This is a genomic window from Xenorhabdus bovienii SS-2004 (assembly GCF_000027225.1).
GTDB classification, from domain to species: Bacteria; Pseudomonadota; Gammaproteobacteria; order Enterobacterales; family Enterobacteriaceae; genus Xenorhabdus; species Xenorhabdus bovienii_C.
Map to the genome: position 1 here is coordinate 1,421,379 of NC_013892.1, position 16,629 is coordinate 1,438,007.

A 16,629-nucleotide genomic window follows, 5' to 3' on the forward strand; every position below is an offset into this window, starting at 1 on the left:
AAATAGCCTGATGATTTACTTGGGGGAATCTCCGCCTAACATATCACAGATGTTATGGAGAAAGGCCAATATTACTCAATCAGATAAAGGTGGTATTTTAACCAGGCATTAAACTGCGCGGCAAAAATGGTGTCAGAATAAAAGCGCAGGAATTTCCCCTCAGAAGAACAACTGTTCCAGTAGAGAAACAGTGCGCTCAACAATGGTATTTCCCTGCTATAAGAGTTAGTAATGTCGTTAAGACTTCTATTTTTTTAATGTGTTTTAATCTTTCGGAGGCAATGTGAGATGAGCCAAACTATGACACAAAAGATTCTCGCACGAGCGAGTGGCCGTGAGCAGGTCACACCAGGTGAAGTGGTTTGGGCGAAAGTGGACATCCTGATGTCTCATGATCCCTGCACACCGGGAGTCGCCAGTGTATTTAAAAAAGAGTTCGGCCAAGATGCCAGAATATGGGACCCGACTCGCTTTATTCTTATCCCCGACCATTTTGTCTATTCTGCTGACCCGCAGGCCAATCAAAACATTCGCGTAATGCGCGAATTTGCCGCCGAGCAGAACATCAAATATTTTTATGATGTGGGAACACCAAACTATAAAGGGGTCTGCCATATTGGTCTGGCGGAAGGAGGGCATACTCGCCCCGGTGAAGTCCTGTTGGGAACCGATTCTCATACCGTTACGGCGGGGGCTTTTGGCGCGTTCGCCATTGGACTGGGCATTACCGATGCTGCCTATGCGTTAGGTACAGGGGAAATTCCCCTCAAAGTTCCGACTTCTATCAAAGTGAATTTTACCGGAACCAAGCCCCCGCACGTGTTGGCCAAGGATATGATTCTGGCGGTATTGTCAGAGTTAACGGTTGATGGCGCAACTTATGAAGCTATCGAATTTGGCGGTAATGTCATTGATGAATTATCTGTAGAAGAACGCATGACCATTTGCAATATGGTGGTTGAGTGTGGAGCCAAGAATGGCATTATGGTGCCTAATCAGGCCACCCTTGATTATCTGGCTGAGAGAAACCACCTTCCCTTTGAGATTGTTTATCCGGATGAGGATGCAGAATACAGCCGGGTGTTAAACATCGATGTTTCCGATATGCAGCCGATGATTGCCAAACCTCATTCACCGGATAATGTCGTTCCGATTGAGAAAATAGCCAACGTTGCTATTTCTCAGGCTTATATCGGCTCCTGTACCGGCGGTAAACTGGAAGATTTTATTGCGGCCGCTCGTGTCATTAAGGGTAATAAAGTCTCCATTCCTACTTATGCTGTCCCTGCTACCAAAGAGGTTTTTCATAAGACAATCACCACCCAGATTGATGGTGTTTCTGTTTATCAGATCTTAACTGATGCCGGAGTGACACTTTCCTCGGAATCAGGATGTGCGGCTTGCTGTGGTGGCCCGCCGGATACCTTTGGCCGAGTGAATGATCCGATATCGGTCATCTCTACAACCAATCGTAATTTTGTCGGGCGAATGGGGCATAAACGCGCCAATATCTATCTGGCATCACCTTACTCGGTAGCTGCCGCAGCCATTACAGGACGTATTACTAATCCGGGGGAGTTTTTATGAGTGTGTTGCAGGAAAACATCATCAGAGGCACAGTTTATGTCTTGACTGACAATATTGATACCGATCAGATCCTGACGGCTGAATACCTCAAGGTAAACCCCTCAACACCGGAAGGATACGCTCAACTAGCTTCATTAGCGATGTGTGGATTACCGGAAGGATCTCTGCCCTTTATTGATGAAGAACAGGGCAAAGCAAAGTACCCGATTATTGTGGCAGGACAGAACTTTGGTTGTGGTTCTTCGCGTGAACATGCGGTCGCTGCATTGGGCGCTTCAGGTGTGAAAGCGGTTTTAGCACAGTCTTATGCACGTATCTTTTTCCGTAATTGCGTTTCTACCGGAGAGCTGTTGCCCGTTGCTGCACAGGAACGCTTGTGTGACAAATTAGTCACTGGCGATCGTATTGAGATTGATATTGAAAACCAGACAGTAACTTTGCTGGAAAATAGTGAAAAATATCCCACCGATCCGGTTGGCGAACTGGCGAATATTGTCGCGGCGGGTGGATTATTCTCTTATGCCCGGATGACAGGCAGGATAAAATAATAAATATGGCCATCTATTTAAAGTAATAATAGATGGCTATTTGAATTCAAAATATAAATAGTTTTTATTTTTAATATCATATCGCTTATTTATTATTAAGTGTTCAAGAACAATTAATTGCAAATATTGATTGCCATAACCTTCAAATAGAGTATTTAGCCTCAGCTTCGTTTAAGAAGAGCCCGTTCAGAACTCCGTAAATTCAGGCTCGGTTTTTTCGGCTGAAAAGTGTAAGCCATTAATCCTGACACCACTTCGAGCAAAAAACCGAGTACACTACGGTGTCTTGAATGTTCTATTCCCTTCTGCGGTAAGCTCATCACACAGTGCCTGTGAAAGATAACCTTTGATGCCATATACATGTCCGATTACCCCATTCAATAGTGTCTTAACCGATTGACGATCATCCGTATTACCGGGCGTCAATTTAACCGCTAAAAGCGCCCCGTAATCATCAATAAGCCAATGAAGTTTAAAACCATAAAACCAGCCAGTTTTGCTTGAGTCAATAAACGCAATGCCTGCGGTTTGGCTTTTACGTGATGACAGGAATGTGTGCAGGGAAATAAGTGCTCTTTTTTTCAACGTAAGCATACGGGTATAACTGACTAATCCCGGGAATTCCTTGTGCAGATAAAGGATGACATGCTCGAGATAAAAGCATTTAAAATTCCGGTAATGGCTCATATGAAATAAAATGAGGAGCGTCATAACCTCGCTGAGAGAAAGGAAAAAGGAGCGCCTACGTTGACATAATCCATTCTCGATAAGTTGTTGATGCCAGAGAGGGCTAAATTTTTGGCAGAAATCATCGACGCAGCAATAAAGTTCTTCTAAAGTAGTCATAGCCTGAGGAGTCTTACTATTCAGTTTTCTTTGACAAAACTTTGATCGTCCCTCAGGCGCTTTAGTTCTCTTCTTAAACGAAACTCAGGTTAGTTAAAGTCACTCATTCCTTTACCAAAGTGCCCGAATTTATTAAAGCACAACATTCTTGATGAGCAAAGATAAGGTAAATACACAATTTAATTTACAGGCTCTATACCTAATTATAACCATCAAAAATACTTCATATCTCTTGCCATTTGATAACATCAAGGTGATTTAGTGAACATTTAGATTAACAAGCATCACATTAAAAATGTTTTATACATTAACAGCAGCACAGTATTCACATTGAAATTACTTATCGTAATTTAATGCCTAACGCTATAGATACATGATTTATGCTATTCCTAATTATGAATCGTAACTCACTTTTATATCAAAAATTAAATATAATTTACACTTATAAAAACGTGAAAAGTTTGTGTTAAAACAAAGTATAATGATGTAATCTTTATTAAATTACTTAATAAAGAAAAATATCCAGTATATAAAGTAAAACGTTTTGATGATGACTTAATGAAATACAATATTTTTAGTGATCAATTCATTCACTCAGTGGGTTCGAATGCCTTTTATTTTCATCAACAATACAAAAATTTAACAATAAATTTTCACAACATTAAATAAACTAAGGAGTACATAACATGCTAGCCGTAGAATTAGTTATCGTTCTGCTGGCCATTTTTTTGGGAGCACGACTAGGGGGAATCGGAATTGGATTTGCAGGAGGACTTGGTGTTTTAATATTGGCCACAATTGGAATCAAGCCGGGAAACATTCCATTTGACGTTATTTCAATCATTATGGGAGTCATCGCCGCTATTTCTGTCATGCAAGTGGCTGGGGGGCTAGATTATCTAGTTCAACAAACAGAAAAACTACTGCGCAGAAATCCAAAATACATCACTATCCTCGCACCCATCGTCACTTATTGCTTGACGCTATTGGCGGGAACAGGAAATATCTCTCTGGCAACACAACCTGTCATTGCCGAAGTCGCAAAAGAGCAAGGCATTAAACCATGCCGACCGCTATCAACCGCTGTCGTAGCCGCACAAATTGGACTGACTTCCTCGCCAATCTCCGCAGCCGTAGTTTATATGTCTTCTGTCATGGAAGGGCAAGGTGTCAGCTATATTCAGATGTTGATGGTCATTATTCCCTCATCGTTTGCTGCAATTATTTTGATGTCATTCATTGTCTCATGGTTTTTTGATTCCAAACTGTCTGACGATCCTGTCTACCAAAAACGCCTTGCAGATGGCCTAATTGAGCTACGCGGCAGTCATAAAGTTGATATCAAGCCAAAAGCTAAACTCTCTGTACTGCTGTTTCTGTTAGGGGTAGTTGGGATCGTTATTTATGCGATTATTAACAGTCCAAGCCTTGGTTTAGTTGAAAAACCACTGGTAAATACCACCAGCGCGATTCTGATTATCATGTTAAGCATCGCCACCCTCACAACGGTTATCTGCTCAGTGAATACCGATGCTATTTTAAATTCAAGCACCTTTAAAGCCGGTATGAGCGCGTGTATCTGTATTATGGGTGTCGCATGGTTAGGAGATACATTTGTTCAAGCTAACATGGATTGGATTAAAGAAACCGCGGGTAGTTTGATTCATGCCCAACCGTGGCTGCTGGCTGTTATATTCTTCTTCTGCTCTGCTCTGCTCTATTCGCAAGCAGCAACCGCGAAGGCTCTGATGCCCATGGTACTGGCGCTGCATGTCACACCACTGACGGCTCTCGCCTCTTTCCCTGCGGTTTCTGGCCTATTTATTCTGCCAACTTATCCGACTCTGGTTGCGGCTGTGCAGATGGATGATACCGGCACCACTCGTATTGGGCGTTTTGTATTCAACCACCCATTCTTCATTCCGGGTACCATTGCTGTTGCATTAGCCGTGACATTCGGTTTCCTAGTTGGTGGTATGATCCTGTAATTATCCAAATTTTCAGTATGTTATTTTAGGGGCTTAAACACCCCTGAAATATTCCCGCCTCAAACCCTTTTCTTAAAATAACCCGCTTATTGCCTTAATATTAGGCTAGTCGCTTTCTGCCATGAGTTTCATCAGTTATAGTTCTAACTCAGATATCATGCTAACTCTGGCAAATTTTATGAACCAAGATACAGACAGGTCAAAGATTATCTTATGATGAAACGTATTCTCATATTGTTTCTGCTGTTGGGTGGTATAGCTATTTCTCCTGTCAAGGCCAATGCGCTGTTTGAGCAGCCGGGACAAAATCGCTATCTTCCTGTAGCCCAAGCATTCGTGTTTGATTTTCAACAGAAAGGCAACGAACTTACACTAAACTGGGATATCAAACCCGGTTATTACCTTTATCAAAAGCAGTTCATTATCACTCCGATAAAAGCAACGTTGGGTCATCTCAATTTCTCCGAATCGGTAGATCACGAAGATGAGTTTTTTGGCAAGACTAAGGTTCATTTTGGTTCAGCACAGATTAACGCCCCTATCCTTTCTGCCTCCAATGACTCCAATTTGCAAGTCACGTACCAAGGTTGTGCAGAAGCCGGATTCTGCTATGCTCCAGAGACAATAACTGTGCCATTGTCAGCCATTATTGCCTCGGCTCCTTCAGCCAATGAAGCCGCAAAACAACCTGACATAACGACATCTCAGAAGGCATCATTGCCGCAGGAAGAATCCCCTCCCAACGTACCTGACGTGCCATTTTCACCATTATGGGCATTGCTGATTGGGATTGGCATTGCCTTTACACCTTGCGTTCTGCCAATGTATCCGTTGATTTCCGGTATTATTCTAGGACAGCGGCGACCCGATAGCTTAAAACGCATTTTCTGGTTGGCAATGAGTTACGTACAGGGAATGGCGCTCACTTATACCGTGTTGGGATTGATCGTTGCCGCCGCCGGATTGCAGTTTCAGGCTGCATTGCAGAACCCTTACATTCTGGTGGGGCTATCAATTCTGTTTATTTTGCTGGCCTTGTCCATGTTTGGGATGTACTCATTACAGCTCCCTTCTTCTGTACAGACTCGTTTAGTTGACTGGAGCAACCAACAAAAAAGCGGCTCTTACATTGGCGTATTCGTCATGGGAATCCTGGCGGGGCTGATCGCCTCCCCCTGTACTACCGCTCCCCTCAGTGCCATTTTACTTTATATCGCCCAAAGCGGTAATACCCTGCTTGGCGGGCTGACCCTTTACCTCTATGCTCTTGGCATGGGCCTGCCACTTATTGCCGTCACGCTATTCGGTCACAAACTCCTGCCCCGCAGAGGCCCGTGGATGCAGTACGTTAAAGAAGCCTTCGGATTCATTATTCTGGCGCTCCCTGTATTCCTATTGGAGCGTGTACTTGGTGATACGTGGGGCATAAGACTATGGAGTTTGCTGGCAATCGCTTTCCTTGGCTGGGCTTTCGCATTGACCTTAAACAGCAAAAAAGGCTGGCTACGCACCCTGCAACTCATCTTACTGGTGCTGACACTCATCGCCTCCCGCCCCATACAGGATTGGGTATGGGGAAATTCAGCTACGACACAACAGCAACCATCGTTGAAGTTTCAGCAAGTCAGTAACTGGCAGGAACTAAGCCAGATCCTAGCCAAGAACCGTCATCAACTCATCATGCTGGATCTTTATGCAGATTGGTGTGTAGCGTGTAAGGAATTTGAAAAATACACCTTCCCCGATCCACAAGTGCAGGCGCAATTGAGTCAATTCCTCGTATTGCAGGCAAATGTCACGGAGAACGGTTCAAAACAGAAAGAATTACTGGATAAATTGAAGGTATTGGGGCTTCCCACTATCTTGTTTTTTGATGCTCATGGAAAAGAGCTACCCGATTCACGAGTCAGTGGTTTCATGGATGCAGGACGCTTTAGCCGCCATTTACAGCATCTACAAAAATAATTTAAAAGGAGAGTAATTGTGCAACGTGAATATGTTCTTAGTCATGCCCTGACTTTACTTGAGCAGCATGGCCTGTCATCAACATTGGAGACGCTTTTAACTCCCCTGAAAGTTGATATCAATCAAATAAAGCATTTCTGGCCTGATCGCGAAGCCTTGCTCTACGATTGCCTGCGCCATCACGGTCAGCAGATTGAAATCTGGCAGCGCCAGATCCTGCTAGATGAGGTTTTGAGCCCTGAGCAAAAATTACTGGCACGTTACGACACCCTCAAGGAAAAAGTACAGAAACAGCGTTATCCGGGTTGTCTGTTCATTGCAGCTTGCAGTGTCTTCCCTGATACAGAGCATCCGATCCACCAATTGGCAGAGCTACAAAAACAAAATTCTTTTCATTATACCGTAGAGTTATTACAGCAACTTGAGATCGAAAACAGTGAACGGGTTGCCAAACAAATGGAACTGATCCTTGAGGGATGCCTCAGCAAACTATTAGTAAAAAGAGAACTTGAAGATGTAATAACGGCAAAATTGCTGGCACAGGATATTCTGACCATTGCAAAATGCCGAAAAAATGGCGCATTCAGTTAATAAAAAGCAGCCCAATCTGAATAATCACTCTAAATTGGGATGAAAATACAGCAAACGACCGTTTTTCACGGTTTTTTCGCAGAAAGTCATTGACGGATTTAGCTGAATACGGTTTAATGCGCCCCGTTAGCCCGGATAGCTCAGTCGGTAGAGCAGGGGATTGAAAATCCCCGTGTCCTTGGTTCGATTCCGAGTCCGGGCACCAAGATTTTATGCGGGTTTGTCAGAGGTTGTTAAATTTCCTGACAAAGGCGCGAAAAACAAACAATAGTTAATAAGATGTTGAATGACAATTTGCACACTATTGTGGTGTTTAAAAAAGTTTAGACAAGATTGAAGGGTAGCTGTTTTAACAGTTACCCCTTTCTTGTTGAAGGTAATGATTTCAGTAATTGATTCTGATGTCAAGTCAGTGAAAACTTCACGGGATGCAGGATCAGTAATATTCCTTTTTCATACCATCAATATTGATGCAGGGCAGCTCGCACAAACCACCTCCTAAATCCTGTCTGAGACCCGCCCTGTCTTTTTTAATCCGTTTTATTCACTCTCACCGCCACTTTCATCAGCACGGTCGGTGTACAACCCCAGTTCCCGCTCCAGTGTTTTCCCCGTTACTTCCATATCGAGATCAATGTACTCCATCGTGGTCGCGACATTACGATGCCCCAGCAATCTTTTCACCAGCGGCAGATTGCGATCCGGCGCTTTCATCAGCGTTGAAGCCACAGTATGACGAAACCGGTGAGGGGAGACGGCAAAGTCACACTCTCTGGACAACCGCCGGAAGAAAGACCGGAGCTGTTGTTTTTCCCGGTTAATATCGTATTTGTAACGGGAAAGCCGGCTTGGATGCGGCACACTCAACCGGCTGAGGTCAAAAATCGGATCGCCAGCTTCAGCCCCGGCGGCGGTTGCCCGTTCAATTAAGTGTGCCAGCCGGGGTTTCAGGGGATGAACAATCGGCACCTCCCATTCACAGTGGTTCTTGCTGCCTGCCAGACCCAGTTCAATGGAGTTCCCTTCCAGGTTGATATCCCGCAACCGCAGGTGCAGCAACTGATTCTGCCGCATCCCCGTAAAACGCAATGTCGCCAGCACCGTTGACCAGTACCAGGTCGGATACAGGGCACAACGCCCTCCCTTTGGTGCGACCTGAGTTCTTTCGTCTTCCGCAAATTTCCCCATCAGCAGATTAATGCGGTTTATCTGCGATTCACTCAGAATTTTTTTCTTTTTCTTCTCTTTTTTCACCACCGCGTTATTAAACGGGTTCTCGGTATGAGGCAACAGTTTTTGCTCCATGCCAAAATTAAAAATGGCCCGCAGATGCGCCACCTTATTGTTCCAGGTATGGCTCGACTGTTTTTTCTCCAGCAGAAGATGACGCCGCCACCGGAGCACATCCCGGTGAGTGACCTGCGCCGGTGAGGCCGCTTCCCCCATAAACCGGATAAAACCCCGTACGACCTTCCGGTAACTCCACTCGGTATCCGGTCTCAGGATATGTGAAAAAAAGTACTCGTCTAATAACGCTTCCCAACTGAATGTTTCTGCTGTGTACAACATCTTCTTTTTCCCTCAATTATCACGCCTTCATGCGGTTTCCTGTTCAGAAGCCCCCTTCAGGTGCCCAAAATACCCATAACTATTTAAATTATTTATTGTTAAATGATGAAGTTAGGTGACTGTCAGTGACAATACTTCTTTCTCCCGTCCCGATCGTTTGATCAGTTTTGAGTCAGGATGGTTATTTTTTCCGTCAGGTTGCCGTCAAGAAATCAATCAGTTGATTGAAATAATGACAGCAGTGTCCGGGTATCGTCAGCCGTGAACGGGGACGAACTGTTCATTTCACTGGCGGGCGGGATCGGTGTTGTTTCCGGAGCCGTTGTTGCTCCCGTTTCAGACACACAAGCCGTGTCTGCCACTGCGGGTGAAACAGACGGCTTCACCCGCGGTGAATGAACCAATCCGGCCGCTTCCTGAAGCAGCGCATCAATCAGCGGCACAGTGGACGGACGGCCATTAAGATGCTGCATCAGGCAGTGCCAGACTTCCGGTACCGAAACCAGCCACATCATGGCCTTTTCCGGTAACAGACAGGCCGCCAGCAACGCTTCCTGGGGGATCGAAGGCGTGTTTTCAGGAGTGCGAAAGCGGAAACGAAAGGGTTTGTCAGGCACACAGACACCCGGTTGCCAGTGATACCCGTCTTCCAGTTCCCCTTCCAGTTGCCGCAACAGCGGCAGGTGATAAAACAACGCGACCCAGAATACCACCGCCTGCCACAGCAGACTTTGCACGGCCTGGGTTTCCGGCGGTACCCCCGGAGGCAGCATATGCCCTTTTGCCAGCCGTACAGCACAGGTGGTAAATGCCAGCGTCAGATCAGCAAATCCCCCCGACGCTGACCATTCCCCCTTCGGGGTTGCCGGCACCTGCTGGACATTACCCAGCAATTGCTTCACCGGCGCAAGATAAAAGCGCTGATACAATCCTTCAGGGAGCGCACTGTTTTGCCATAATTGTTGGAGATATTGACGGCGCAGGGGCGTTGCTAACAATTCGTCAGCCGATTGGGGTTGAAAAAAAAACCGACTGTCTTCCGGTGGGCGTGATTTGGGTTGCGGGAGTTTCTGGCGGGTAAAACGGGATTTAAAACGCTGAAACATCACTTTTCCTCTTTCGGTTCAGATTTGGCTCAGTGTCGGTCAATCCCTGCCGGAAACAAGGAACAACTCTTTTTTCGGAAATGAAAATTAAACTGACCCGGTTCATCCCCTGATTGATTTAAAGAATCAGCTTAATTTTCACTATAACCCTTTGTATTAACGCCATTTAAAAACAAAAAAAAAGCGCCCCGAAAGGCGCAATATTCATCGTTGAAAAAATGCGTTCAGGCGGCGATAAGCTCCGCCTCCCGCAAACGCTGAGACCAGTTGCCCAGATAATGCGCGGGCGTATAACGGGTTCGCTTGTCACCACCATCATGCAGGGCATTGCCGATGGTGACGGCGGCCGGAATACCGGTCAGGGATAATTGAATATACGCCATCACGGCCGCCAGCGGGTCAATATCAATCGCATAAACCCACAGACTGCACAACGGATCGTGCCCCAGCTCCCGCAGCACTTCAGCGGCGGCCAAAGTTATACAGCCAGCACCACAGCACGGCTCGCACAAGGTGACAAACGGTTGTGTCTGCAACAGCCCGGCGGCATCCTGCAACTGCATCTGTGCCATCATTCTGGCCACACTCCAGGGGGTAAAGAACTGCTGAAGATCCTTATCACCCAGTTCCAGCCGCATAAACACACTACCCAGAAAATCACCGGGTTCCTGCGCCAGTCCGAGCACCACATGCGAAAACAATTGTACGATCCGGTCAACATCGGCCCGCTCGTACTTGTTAATGGTTTTCAGATAATACTGCTCCAGCTCCTCACTGAAACAGTGTTTATTGTGGATCGCTGCCATAGCACAATTGCAAAAATCCCGGAAGACCTGATAACGGGTATGATAACGGGCCGTTTGCTTAAACAGCGAAATAAATTCTTTCTGATGATCGGTTCGGGAGGCCATTGCGTGTTTTCCTTGCTGAACAAAAAGCGAAAAAAGGAAAACACACCCCGAAAAGGGAATAGTTCCCCTTTCGGTTGAGGTAAAAATAAATGGATACTGCGTTAAACGAAGGGCTATTGCCCGACCGCGATAGCCGGCAGAGCCAGTGCCGTTTCCGCCTGCTCACCGGTGACCAGATAGAGTGCCGGCCGGTTTTCCCGTCCTGACTGCCCGTAGCCGCTGTCCACGTGCTCGCCCTGGTCATAGCAATCGTAGCCTTTGAGCTGGCCTGACGCATCGCTGTACCAGTGGCGGATTTCACAGTCAAACATCGCGGACAGCTCGCCCATCAGTTCGGGTGAAGGCGGTGCCCAGGGGGAATCAAAGCGCACGGTTAAGCTGCTGACATTGCGGCGCTCCCAGCGGACATGGTGACCAAACGGCCATTCCAGCCCGTATTGCTCTTCGTAAAACTGCGCTGTCGTGGCAATGCCTTTCAGCAGGGTGCTGTTACCGTTGATTTCAGTCGCCAGATTCGTTGACATCATCATCAGCATATCGCAGGGCTGTGCCGCCTGCGGGTACGCATTCAGCTTATCCCAGCATGCCCCGATATCGGGTGTGTCAGACCAGCCCACCATGCCGAACCAGTCGGTATACTGGCGGGTCAGCAGACGGGCGATAATATCACGCGCCGCTTCCGGCACCTTGTCCCAGGACATCAGGCTGAGACCGGACTGCCGGTACAGGTTATCAATGCGTTTGATATTGTCATTATTCAGCGGCACATTATTCTGTAACAACAACAACCACTGCTCAAAGGCCAGATGCTGCGCCGTTGGCACCGCCGTGCCGCGCACCAGCGCCGGGTACGGAGTGTAGGTTTGTGGTTTGGTCGGTTTCAGTATTCCCGCACAACCCGCCAGAAATAACCGCAGGCTTTGTAACACCGCCTGACGGTAACGGGGGACTTCTTCCCCGCAGACCCACTGCTGCATTACATCGAGACAGACGGATTTGCCGGTGATTTCCAGTTGATTAGTGCACCATTCTGCCATGGTTAAGTTCCTCACTTGAATGATAAGAATAAACAGGAGGAACGGCCCACCCAGGGCACAGTTCCCCCGATGGGTAGATTGAACAAAAAGGATTACTGTCCGGTCTGCCTGAATAGCCTGTCAGCCAGACCACTGTCAAAAATAACCGTCAGCTCATCGTGGATATCCAGATAAGGCGTACTGCGCAGGATAACCTGCGTGTTCAGCCGGATTAAGTCGTATTTATCCACCAGTTCGTTAATGGCTTCTGAAGGCCGGACACCGCGGGCTATCAGTGCTGCCACCGTACCGGTTTCACACAATACCGTGTCAGTCAGATTCAAGCCAAAATGCCGTTTCAGCAAAGCCGCCGCAATCACCTGCCAAACGGTTAAACGTGTAGTGGTCATCACGCGGCCTCCGGAATACTGACAGATACGCCGTGCCGGAGAATATCCTGCACTTCACTGCACTGCTGATAACGGGATGAAACCATGTGCAGTGACAATAAATGTGCCTTGTGCCACAACGCACGCGCCGTCGGAGTATTCTGCCAGCTCTGCTCAAGCATCGCTGCCTGACATAACCGCTGCTGTTGCTGTTCCAATGACAGGCGTTCTGACGTCAGTGTGACCGGCTGCGCCCAGATAATCTCTTCATCAAACCGGCCACCGAGCACTTTTCTGTCCTGTGCGTCAAAAATCATGACGGTCAGCGGAAAAAAAGTCCCCGAAACCTGAGCAGATAACCTCTCCGGCACCGGCCAGTCACCCAGTAGATGGATCACCTTCAGCCGCTGCACCACTTCCGCGACGGTGGCGGCTTCGCACACCATCAGGGTTTCCGGCTGCAATGATTGAAGTGCTTTCGGGTGTTGCCTCAGGCCGGTGACCTGAGCGGTAAACAGCTCTTCACGTAATGTGGTGCCGGCCTCATCCGGTGCCGGTAAAAAAATGGGATTCATGGTGTTGTTCCTTGATTTCACGTTAAATAAAGAAAACACCCGCCCGATACCGGGAAGGTGTTTTCGCTTCCCCGGTCAGGCGCTGAAGAAAAGCGTTAACAGCCTCATGGGCTGATAACGTCAGTGATGATTATTTTTGTCAGGGATAAGTGACGGACTGATAACGTCCTCTCTGGGTTTCAGTGTCATGATCGATGTTATCAGGCCGCTTTCCGGATGCTGTTGTGCATACTCCTGCAATGCGCAGAACCGGTACACCTCCTCATTCGGGGTCTCCAGCACCGCGATACGGGCTGATACGATGGCCGTGACCGCCAGCCCGAAGGCATCGGCTGAAAGCGTGACCGTCAGCTGCGTATCCGGCAGGTAAACGGAATACGTTTCCGCCCGTGTCGGCACCATATAAGTCAGCGATTCAGACACCTGTCGGCTTGTCCACTGTTCAGGCTGATAATCGCCGCATAACGTTGATGCGGTATTCGCCAGCAGGAACCCCAGAAACAACCGTTCCAGCGGGGTTTTGTCGGGAAACACGACCGACAGCGCAAGACTGTCCAGCATAATCAGTTCATTATTTGGCATTACGTTCTCCCTCTATGCATCCTTTAAGCCTAAAGCCGCCCGGATACACTGAGCCTGAGGATGTTGCAGCGCATATTCACGCAGGTCGCAAAACCGTTCAGCGTACCCGTCCAGCTTCATCAGGGCCGCCAGATAACCCAACACGCTCAGGGTCACCATCAGCCCGAAGGCATCGGCGGAGACCTCGCCTTTAAAGCCCGTGGTATTGACGTTGACAACAGATGAATCCGACCGTGCCGGCACGACATAGGCGATGTTGTCTGACACTTTCCGGTACTCCCACTGATCACACCGGTCATCGTCACACAGCACGGCGGCGGCTTTAATGAACGTGTGTTCCAGCAGCATCAATTCCAGTGAACTGGTTTGTGGAAAAATTTCAGCAAAAGGGGAGTGTTCAGACGCGGGCACAGTGTGTGCCGTTGCCGGGGTTGTATTTTGTTGCATGGTATTCTCCTGATAAAACAACGGGGAACACCTGACCCAATAGGAAACGTGTTCCCCGTTGGGTGACTGGCCTGTTGGCCATGATGGTTGAGATTAAGAAACCTTCATCGTCATCAGACTGACGATATCTGCTTCCAAAGGTGCGCAGATGTACCACACGGTTGTGTACTCCCTTGCAGGTTACAGGAGTGTTATTGTCGCTGCCCGAAGGTGATCCTTACAAGCGACCGGATCATCGATAAGTCTGACTACGCTAATAAACGGAAATCATAAGGTCAATGGGTAATTCATTTCCCGGGACAAAAAATAATGTCAGGAACACGATGGCCTTTTGGGTTAATCGGGGGGTAGGCTGTCAATGCTCATTTCACGCGGTGACCCGTTCTGGCCGCTTGGTCTATAACTCATTTATGCCCGTGCGACCTGAAGTCGTATGAAGCGTTGTTCACCACGAGAAGAGTGAACCACCTGTATCACCAGGTGACCCTGGGATTCTGAATAAAGCAGCGGATCTGACAATGTAACGAAATTCGGCCACAAGGCTGAATGGGAATCGAATCGTGAGAGGAGGTTCTTCCTGATAACCACAGATCGGGTAAGCGCCAGGGTGTCAGTATGATGAACATAGGTGAATCCATGTAAGGTACGTTATATGAGAAACAGCGGAAGTGGTTAATACGCTGTGGCCAAAATGGCAACGAGAGTTGGAAAGAAGTTGGGCAGTACTCTTTCGTGATCGATAAACTCTCCGTACTAGAGTGGGCATCTAACCTGATATTTTGCGCGACATACGGAACAAGGTAAGCCTGTATATCTCCCGTTGGGAAAGTTATCTGTGAAGAGAGCCGATAGATGTGCAGGTAAAGGAGGCTAGAAAAAGCGAAGGCCGCGTTGTAATGAGGCGGATACAGATTGATATCTGGCGCGAAAGCGAGCCGACTTCTGGCGGGTCTCCCATTGCAAGATGATTTGAAGAACTTTATTTAAGGAGAAACGCAAATGATGGCTTCTACAGAAGTGAGTGCCTCTCCTAACGGCACACAGTGGCAATCCATTGACTGGAAAGCGATTGAGTCGCATGTGTTAAAGCTTCAAATGCGCATTGCAAAAGCAACCCGAGAGGGTGAACACGGCAAGGCGAAAGCGTTGCAGTGGGTACTCACGCACTCGATATTAGCAAAACTTCTTGCTGTTAAGCGAGTGTCTCAAAACAAAGGCAGTCACACACTAGGAATTGACGGCATCATTTGGAACACAGATGCTCGTCGCATGGCTGCGGCAAATCAATTGAAGTCGGAAAGGCTATCAAGTTAAACCACTCAGGCGTCTCTATATCCCCAAGAAAAACGGCAAACTCAGACCCTTAGTTATCCCTTGCATGATAGATAGAACACAGCAAGCGTTGCATCTTCTTGCTTTGGATCCAATCTCTGAGACAATAGCTGATCCGAACAGTTACGGTTTTCGACCTAACCGCAGCACGGCAGACGCGATTGCACAATGCTTCAAATGCTTGTGTCAAAAACGTTCTGCCCGATGGGTTTTGGAAGAGGATCTCAAAGCCTGCTTCGATAAGATCGGGTATCAATGGCTAATTGAAAATATTCAAATAGACAAACGGATGCTGAAGCAGTGGCTTGGATCGGATTTTATCGATAAGGGATTGTTTTATCGAACAGCGGAAGGAACACCGCAAGGCGGTATTATCTCTCCGACGCTCATGCTACTGACGTTGGCTGGCTTGGAAAAGCGTGTTAAAGAAGTGGCACGTAAAACGGACGATAGAATAAACTCCATCGAATACGCCGATAACTTCGTGATGACAGGGGCATCAGAAGATGTCTTGTTGAATGAAGTCAAGCCACAGCTCATTGATTTTCTGAGAGAAAGAGGTTTGACACTCTCCGAAGAGAAAACGCATATCACTCATATCAATGATGGCTTTGATTTTCTTGGGTTTAATCTTAGAAAGTACAGAGGCAAGCTCCTCATAAAACTGAGTAAAAGTAACGTGCTATTATTTTTGAGTCACCTGCGCGAACTCATTAAGAGACACGCAACGACTCCAGTAAACGATCTCATCAAAATGTTGAATCCCAAACTGAGAGGATGGGCGAATTATTATCGCCATTGCGTGGCAAAGCGAACCTTCGGCTATCCAGGTCATCAACTCTTCTGGTTGTTATGGCGATGGGCGGTCAGACGTCATCCAACTAAATCCAAAGATTGGGTACGTCGAAAATACTACATGAACCGTCAAGGAGAATGGCAATTTCATGGTTGGCAGAAAATAGCCAATATGGACGGCCATTTTAATCTGGTTCAAATAGCTCAAACGCCGATAAAAAGGCATGTGAAGATTAGGAGTGTAGCAACGCTATTCGATCCTCAATACCAAACCTATTTGGCTAAGAGTAAATCGAAAAAGGAAAGTCGTCACTCTTGGCACGATCCTGCTCTGACTGCAATGTAGGTTGCTGGGTAACGTAATACGCCTTAGTGGAGGCTT

At 47.3% G+C, this 16,629-nt stretch carries 16 protein-coding genes, 1 tRNA gene and 1 pseudogene; 8 read left to right on the forward strand and 10 right to left on the reverse strand.

Annotated elements, in window-relative coordinates; genetic code table 11:
- Positions 1–288 precede the first annotated feature (288 nt).
- Both XBJ1_RS06250 and XBJ1_RS06255 read left to right on the forward strand, forming a co-directional pair.
- Positions 289–1,587 (forward strand): 3-isopropylmalate dehydratase large subunit, encoded by a 1,299-nt coding sequence (locus XBJ1_RS06250; protein WP_012987977.1) that lies wholly within the window; start codon positions 289–291, stop codon positions 1,585–1,587.
- Complete coding sequence (locus XBJ1_RS06255) at positions 1,584–2,135, forward strand: 3-isopropylmalate dehydratase small subunit (protein WP_012987978.1); 552 nt, start codon at positions 1,584–1,586, stop codon at positions 2,133–2,135. Before XBJ1_RS06250 ends, XBJ1_RS06255 begins: the two co-directional genes overlap by 4 nt.
- Positions 2,136–2,296: 161 nt before the next feature.
- Here the strand turns inward: XBJ1_RS06255 and XBJ1_RS19595 are convergent.
- Positions 2,297–2,981, reverse strand: a pseudogene (locus XBJ1_RS19595) (transposase).
- Positions 2,982–3,667: 686 nt separating this feature from the next.
- On the opposite strand from XBJ1_RS19595, the gene XBJ1_RS06265 reads away from it, so the two are divergent.
- The 4 genes from XBJ1_RS06265 to XBJ1_RS06280 all read left to right on the forward strand — a co-directional run bounded on the left by XBJ1_RS06265 (position 3,668) and on the right by XBJ1_RS06280 (position 7,730).
- A complete protein-coding gene (locus XBJ1_RS06265; RefSeq protein WP_012987980.1) occupies positions 3,668–4,969 on the forward strand; it encodes an anaerobic C4-dicarboxylate transporter in 1,302 nt (433 codons plus the stop codon).
- A 213-nt stretch (positions 4,970–5,182) separates the two neighbouring features.
- Positions 5,183–6,934, forward strand: coding sequence for a protein-disulfide reductase DsbD (locus XBJ1_RS06270; protein ID WP_012987981.1), 1,752 nt, complete (start codon positions 5,183–5,185; stop codon positions 6,932–6,934).
- 18 nt (positions 6,935–6,952) lie between these two features.
- The gene (gene dicD / locus XBJ1_RS06275; RefSeq protein WP_012987982.1) at positions 6,953–7,525 is read left to right on the forward strand and encodes a division control transcriptional repressor DicD; all 573 of its coding nucleotides are present in this window, start codon (positions 6,953–6,955) and stop codon (positions 7,523–7,525) included.
- A 129-nt stretch (positions 7,526–7,654) separates the two neighbouring features.
- Positions 7,655–7,730, forward strand: a tRNA-Phe gene (locus XBJ1_RS06280).
- A 335-nt stretch (positions 7,731–8,065) separates the two neighbouring features.
- Here XBJ1_RS06280 and XBJ1_RS06285 read toward each other — a convergent pair.
- The 9 genes from XBJ1_RS06285 to XBJ1_RS21755 form a co-directional block, all read right to left on the reverse strand.
- The gene (locus tag XBJ1_RS06285) at positions 8,066–9,094 is read right to left on the reverse strand and encodes a tyrosine-type recombinase/integrase (protein WP_012987983.1); all 1,029 of its coding nucleotides are present in this window, start codon (positions 9,092–9,094) and stop codon (positions 8,066–8,068) included.
- A gap of 212 nt (positions 9,095–9,306) precedes the next feature.
- A complete protein-coding gene (locus XBJ1_RS06290) occupies positions 9,307–10,200 on the reverse strand; it encodes a TraI domain-containing protein (RefSeq protein ID WP_012987984.1) in 894 nt (297 codons plus the stop codon).
- Positions 10,201–10,424: 224 nt separating this feature from the next.
- Complete coding sequence (locus XBJ1_RS06295; protein WP_012987985.1) at positions 10,425–11,111, reverse strand: N-6 DNA methylase; 687 nt, start codon at positions 11,109–11,111, stop codon at positions 10,425–10,427.
- Between the two features lie 113 nt (positions 11,112–11,224).
- Positions 11,225–12,148: a DUF1281 domain-containing protein gene (locus tag XBJ1_RS06300; protein WP_012987986.1), complete on the reverse strand. Its 924-nt coding sequence runs from the start codon at positions 12,146–12,148 to the stop codon at positions 11,225–11,227.
- A gap of 92 nt (positions 12,149–12,240) precedes the next feature.
- Positions 12,241–12,537, reverse strand: a complete 297-nt coding sequence (locus XBJ1_RS06305; RefSeq protein ID WP_012987987.1) for a TA system toxin CbtA family protein — start codon at positions 12,535–12,537, stop codon at positions 12,241–12,243.
- A complete protein-coding gene (locus tag XBJ1_RS06310; RefSeq protein WP_012987988.1) occupies positions 12,537–13,091 on the reverse strand; it encodes a hypothetical protein in 555 nt (184 codons plus the stop codon). Before XBJ1_RS06310 ends, XBJ1_RS06305 begins: the two co-directional genes overlap by 1 nt.
- 120 nt (positions 13,092–13,211) lie before the next feature.
- Positions 13,212–13,673, reverse strand: coding sequence for an antirestriction protein (locus tag XBJ1_RS06315; protein ID WP_012987989.1), 462 nt, complete (start codon positions 13,671–13,673; stop codon positions 13,212–13,214).
- Between the two features lie 12 nt (positions 13,674–13,685).
- On the reverse strand, positions 13,686–14,120 hold the full coding sequence (locus XBJ1_RS06320) for an antirestriction protein (RefSeq protein ID WP_010846579.1): 435 nt from the start codon (positions 14,118–14,120) through the stop codon (positions 13,686–13,688).
- Positions 14,071–14,277 (reverse strand): hypothetical protein, encoded by a 207-nt coding sequence (locus tag XBJ1_RS21755; protein ID WP_155270706.1) that lies wholly within the window; start codon positions 14,275–14,277, stop codon positions 14,071–14,073. The genes XBJ1_RS06320 and XBJ1_RS21755 overlap by 50 nt, the downstream gene beginning before the upstream one ends.
- An 842-nt stretch (positions 14,278–15,119) precedes the next feature.
- Between XBJ1_RS21755 and XBJ1_RS22175 the strand changes: the two genes are divergently transcribed.
- The gene (locus tag XBJ1_RS22175) at positions 15,120–15,434 is read left to right on the forward strand and encodes a reverse transcriptase N-terminal domain-containing protein (protein ID WP_012987990.1); all 315 of its coding nucleotides are present in this window, start codon (positions 15,120–15,122) and stop codon (positions 15,432–15,434) included.
- Positions 15,435–15,498: 64 nt separating this feature from the next.
- Positions 15,499–16,593, forward strand: coding sequence for a reverse transcriptase domain-containing protein (locus tag XBJ1_RS06325; RefSeq protein ID WP_198408077.1), 1,095 nt, complete (start codon positions 15,499–15,501; stop codon positions 16,591–16,593).
- Positions 16,594–16,629: the final 36 nt, after the last annotated feature.

Bases quoted from the DNA above. Each gene is read 5' to 3' on its own strand.
- XBJ1_RS06250 (WP_012987977.1), top strand. From the start codon at position 289: ATGAGCCAAACTATGACACAAAAGATTCTCGCACGAGCGAGTGGCCGT.
- XBJ1_RS06255 (WP_012987978.1), top strand. From the start codon at position 1,584: ATGAGTGTGTTGCAGGAAAACATCATCAGAGGCACAGTTTATGTCTTG.
- XBJ1_RS06265 (WP_012987980.1), top strand. From the start codon at position 3,668: ATGCTAGCCGTAGAATTAGTTATCGTTCTGCTGGCCATTTTTTTGGGA.
- XBJ1_RS06270 (WP_012987981.1), top strand. From the start codon at position 5,183: ATGATGAAACGTATTCTCATATTGTTTCTGCTGTTGGGTGGTATAGCT.
- XBJ1_RS06285 (WP_012987983.1), bottom strand. From the start codon at position 9,094: ATGTTGTACACAGCAGAAACATTCAGTTGGGAAGCGTTATTAGACGAG.
- XBJ1_RS06290 (WP_012987984.1), bottom strand. From the start codon at position 10,200: ATGTTTCAGCGTTTTAAATCCCGTTTTACCCGCCAGAAACTCCCGCAA.
- XBJ1_RS06295 (WP_012987985.1), bottom strand. From the start codon at position 11,111: ATGGCCTCCCGAACCGATCATCAGAAAGAATTTATTTCGCTGTTTAAG.
- XBJ1_RS06300 (WP_012987986.1), bottom strand. From the start codon at position 12,148: ATGGCAGAATGGTGCACTAATCAACTGGAAATCACCGGCAAATCCGTC.
- XBJ1_RS06305 (WP_012987987.1), bottom strand. From the start codon at position 12,537: ATGACCACTACACGTTTAACCGTTTGGCAGGTGATTGCGGCGGCTTTG.
- XBJ1_RS06310 (WP_012987988.1), bottom strand. From the start codon at position 13,091: ATGAATCCCATTTTTTTACCGGCACCGGATGAGGCCGGCACCACATTA.
- XBJ1_RS06315 (WP_012987989.1), bottom strand. From the start codon at position 13,673: ATGCCAAATAATGAACTGATTATGCTGGACAGTCTTGCGCTGTCGGTC.
- XBJ1_RS06320 (WP_010846579.1), bottom strand. From the start codon at position 14,120: ATGCAACAAAATACAACCCCGGCAACGGCACACACTGTGCCCGCGTCT.
- XBJ1_RS22175 (WP_012987990.1), top strand. From the start codon at position 15,120: ATGATGGCTTCTACAGAAGTGAGTGCCTCTCCTAACGGCACACAGTGG.
- XBJ1_RS06325 (WP_198408077.1), top strand. From the start codon at position 15,499: ATGATAGATAGAACACAGCAAGCGTTGCATCTTCTTGCTTTGGATCCA.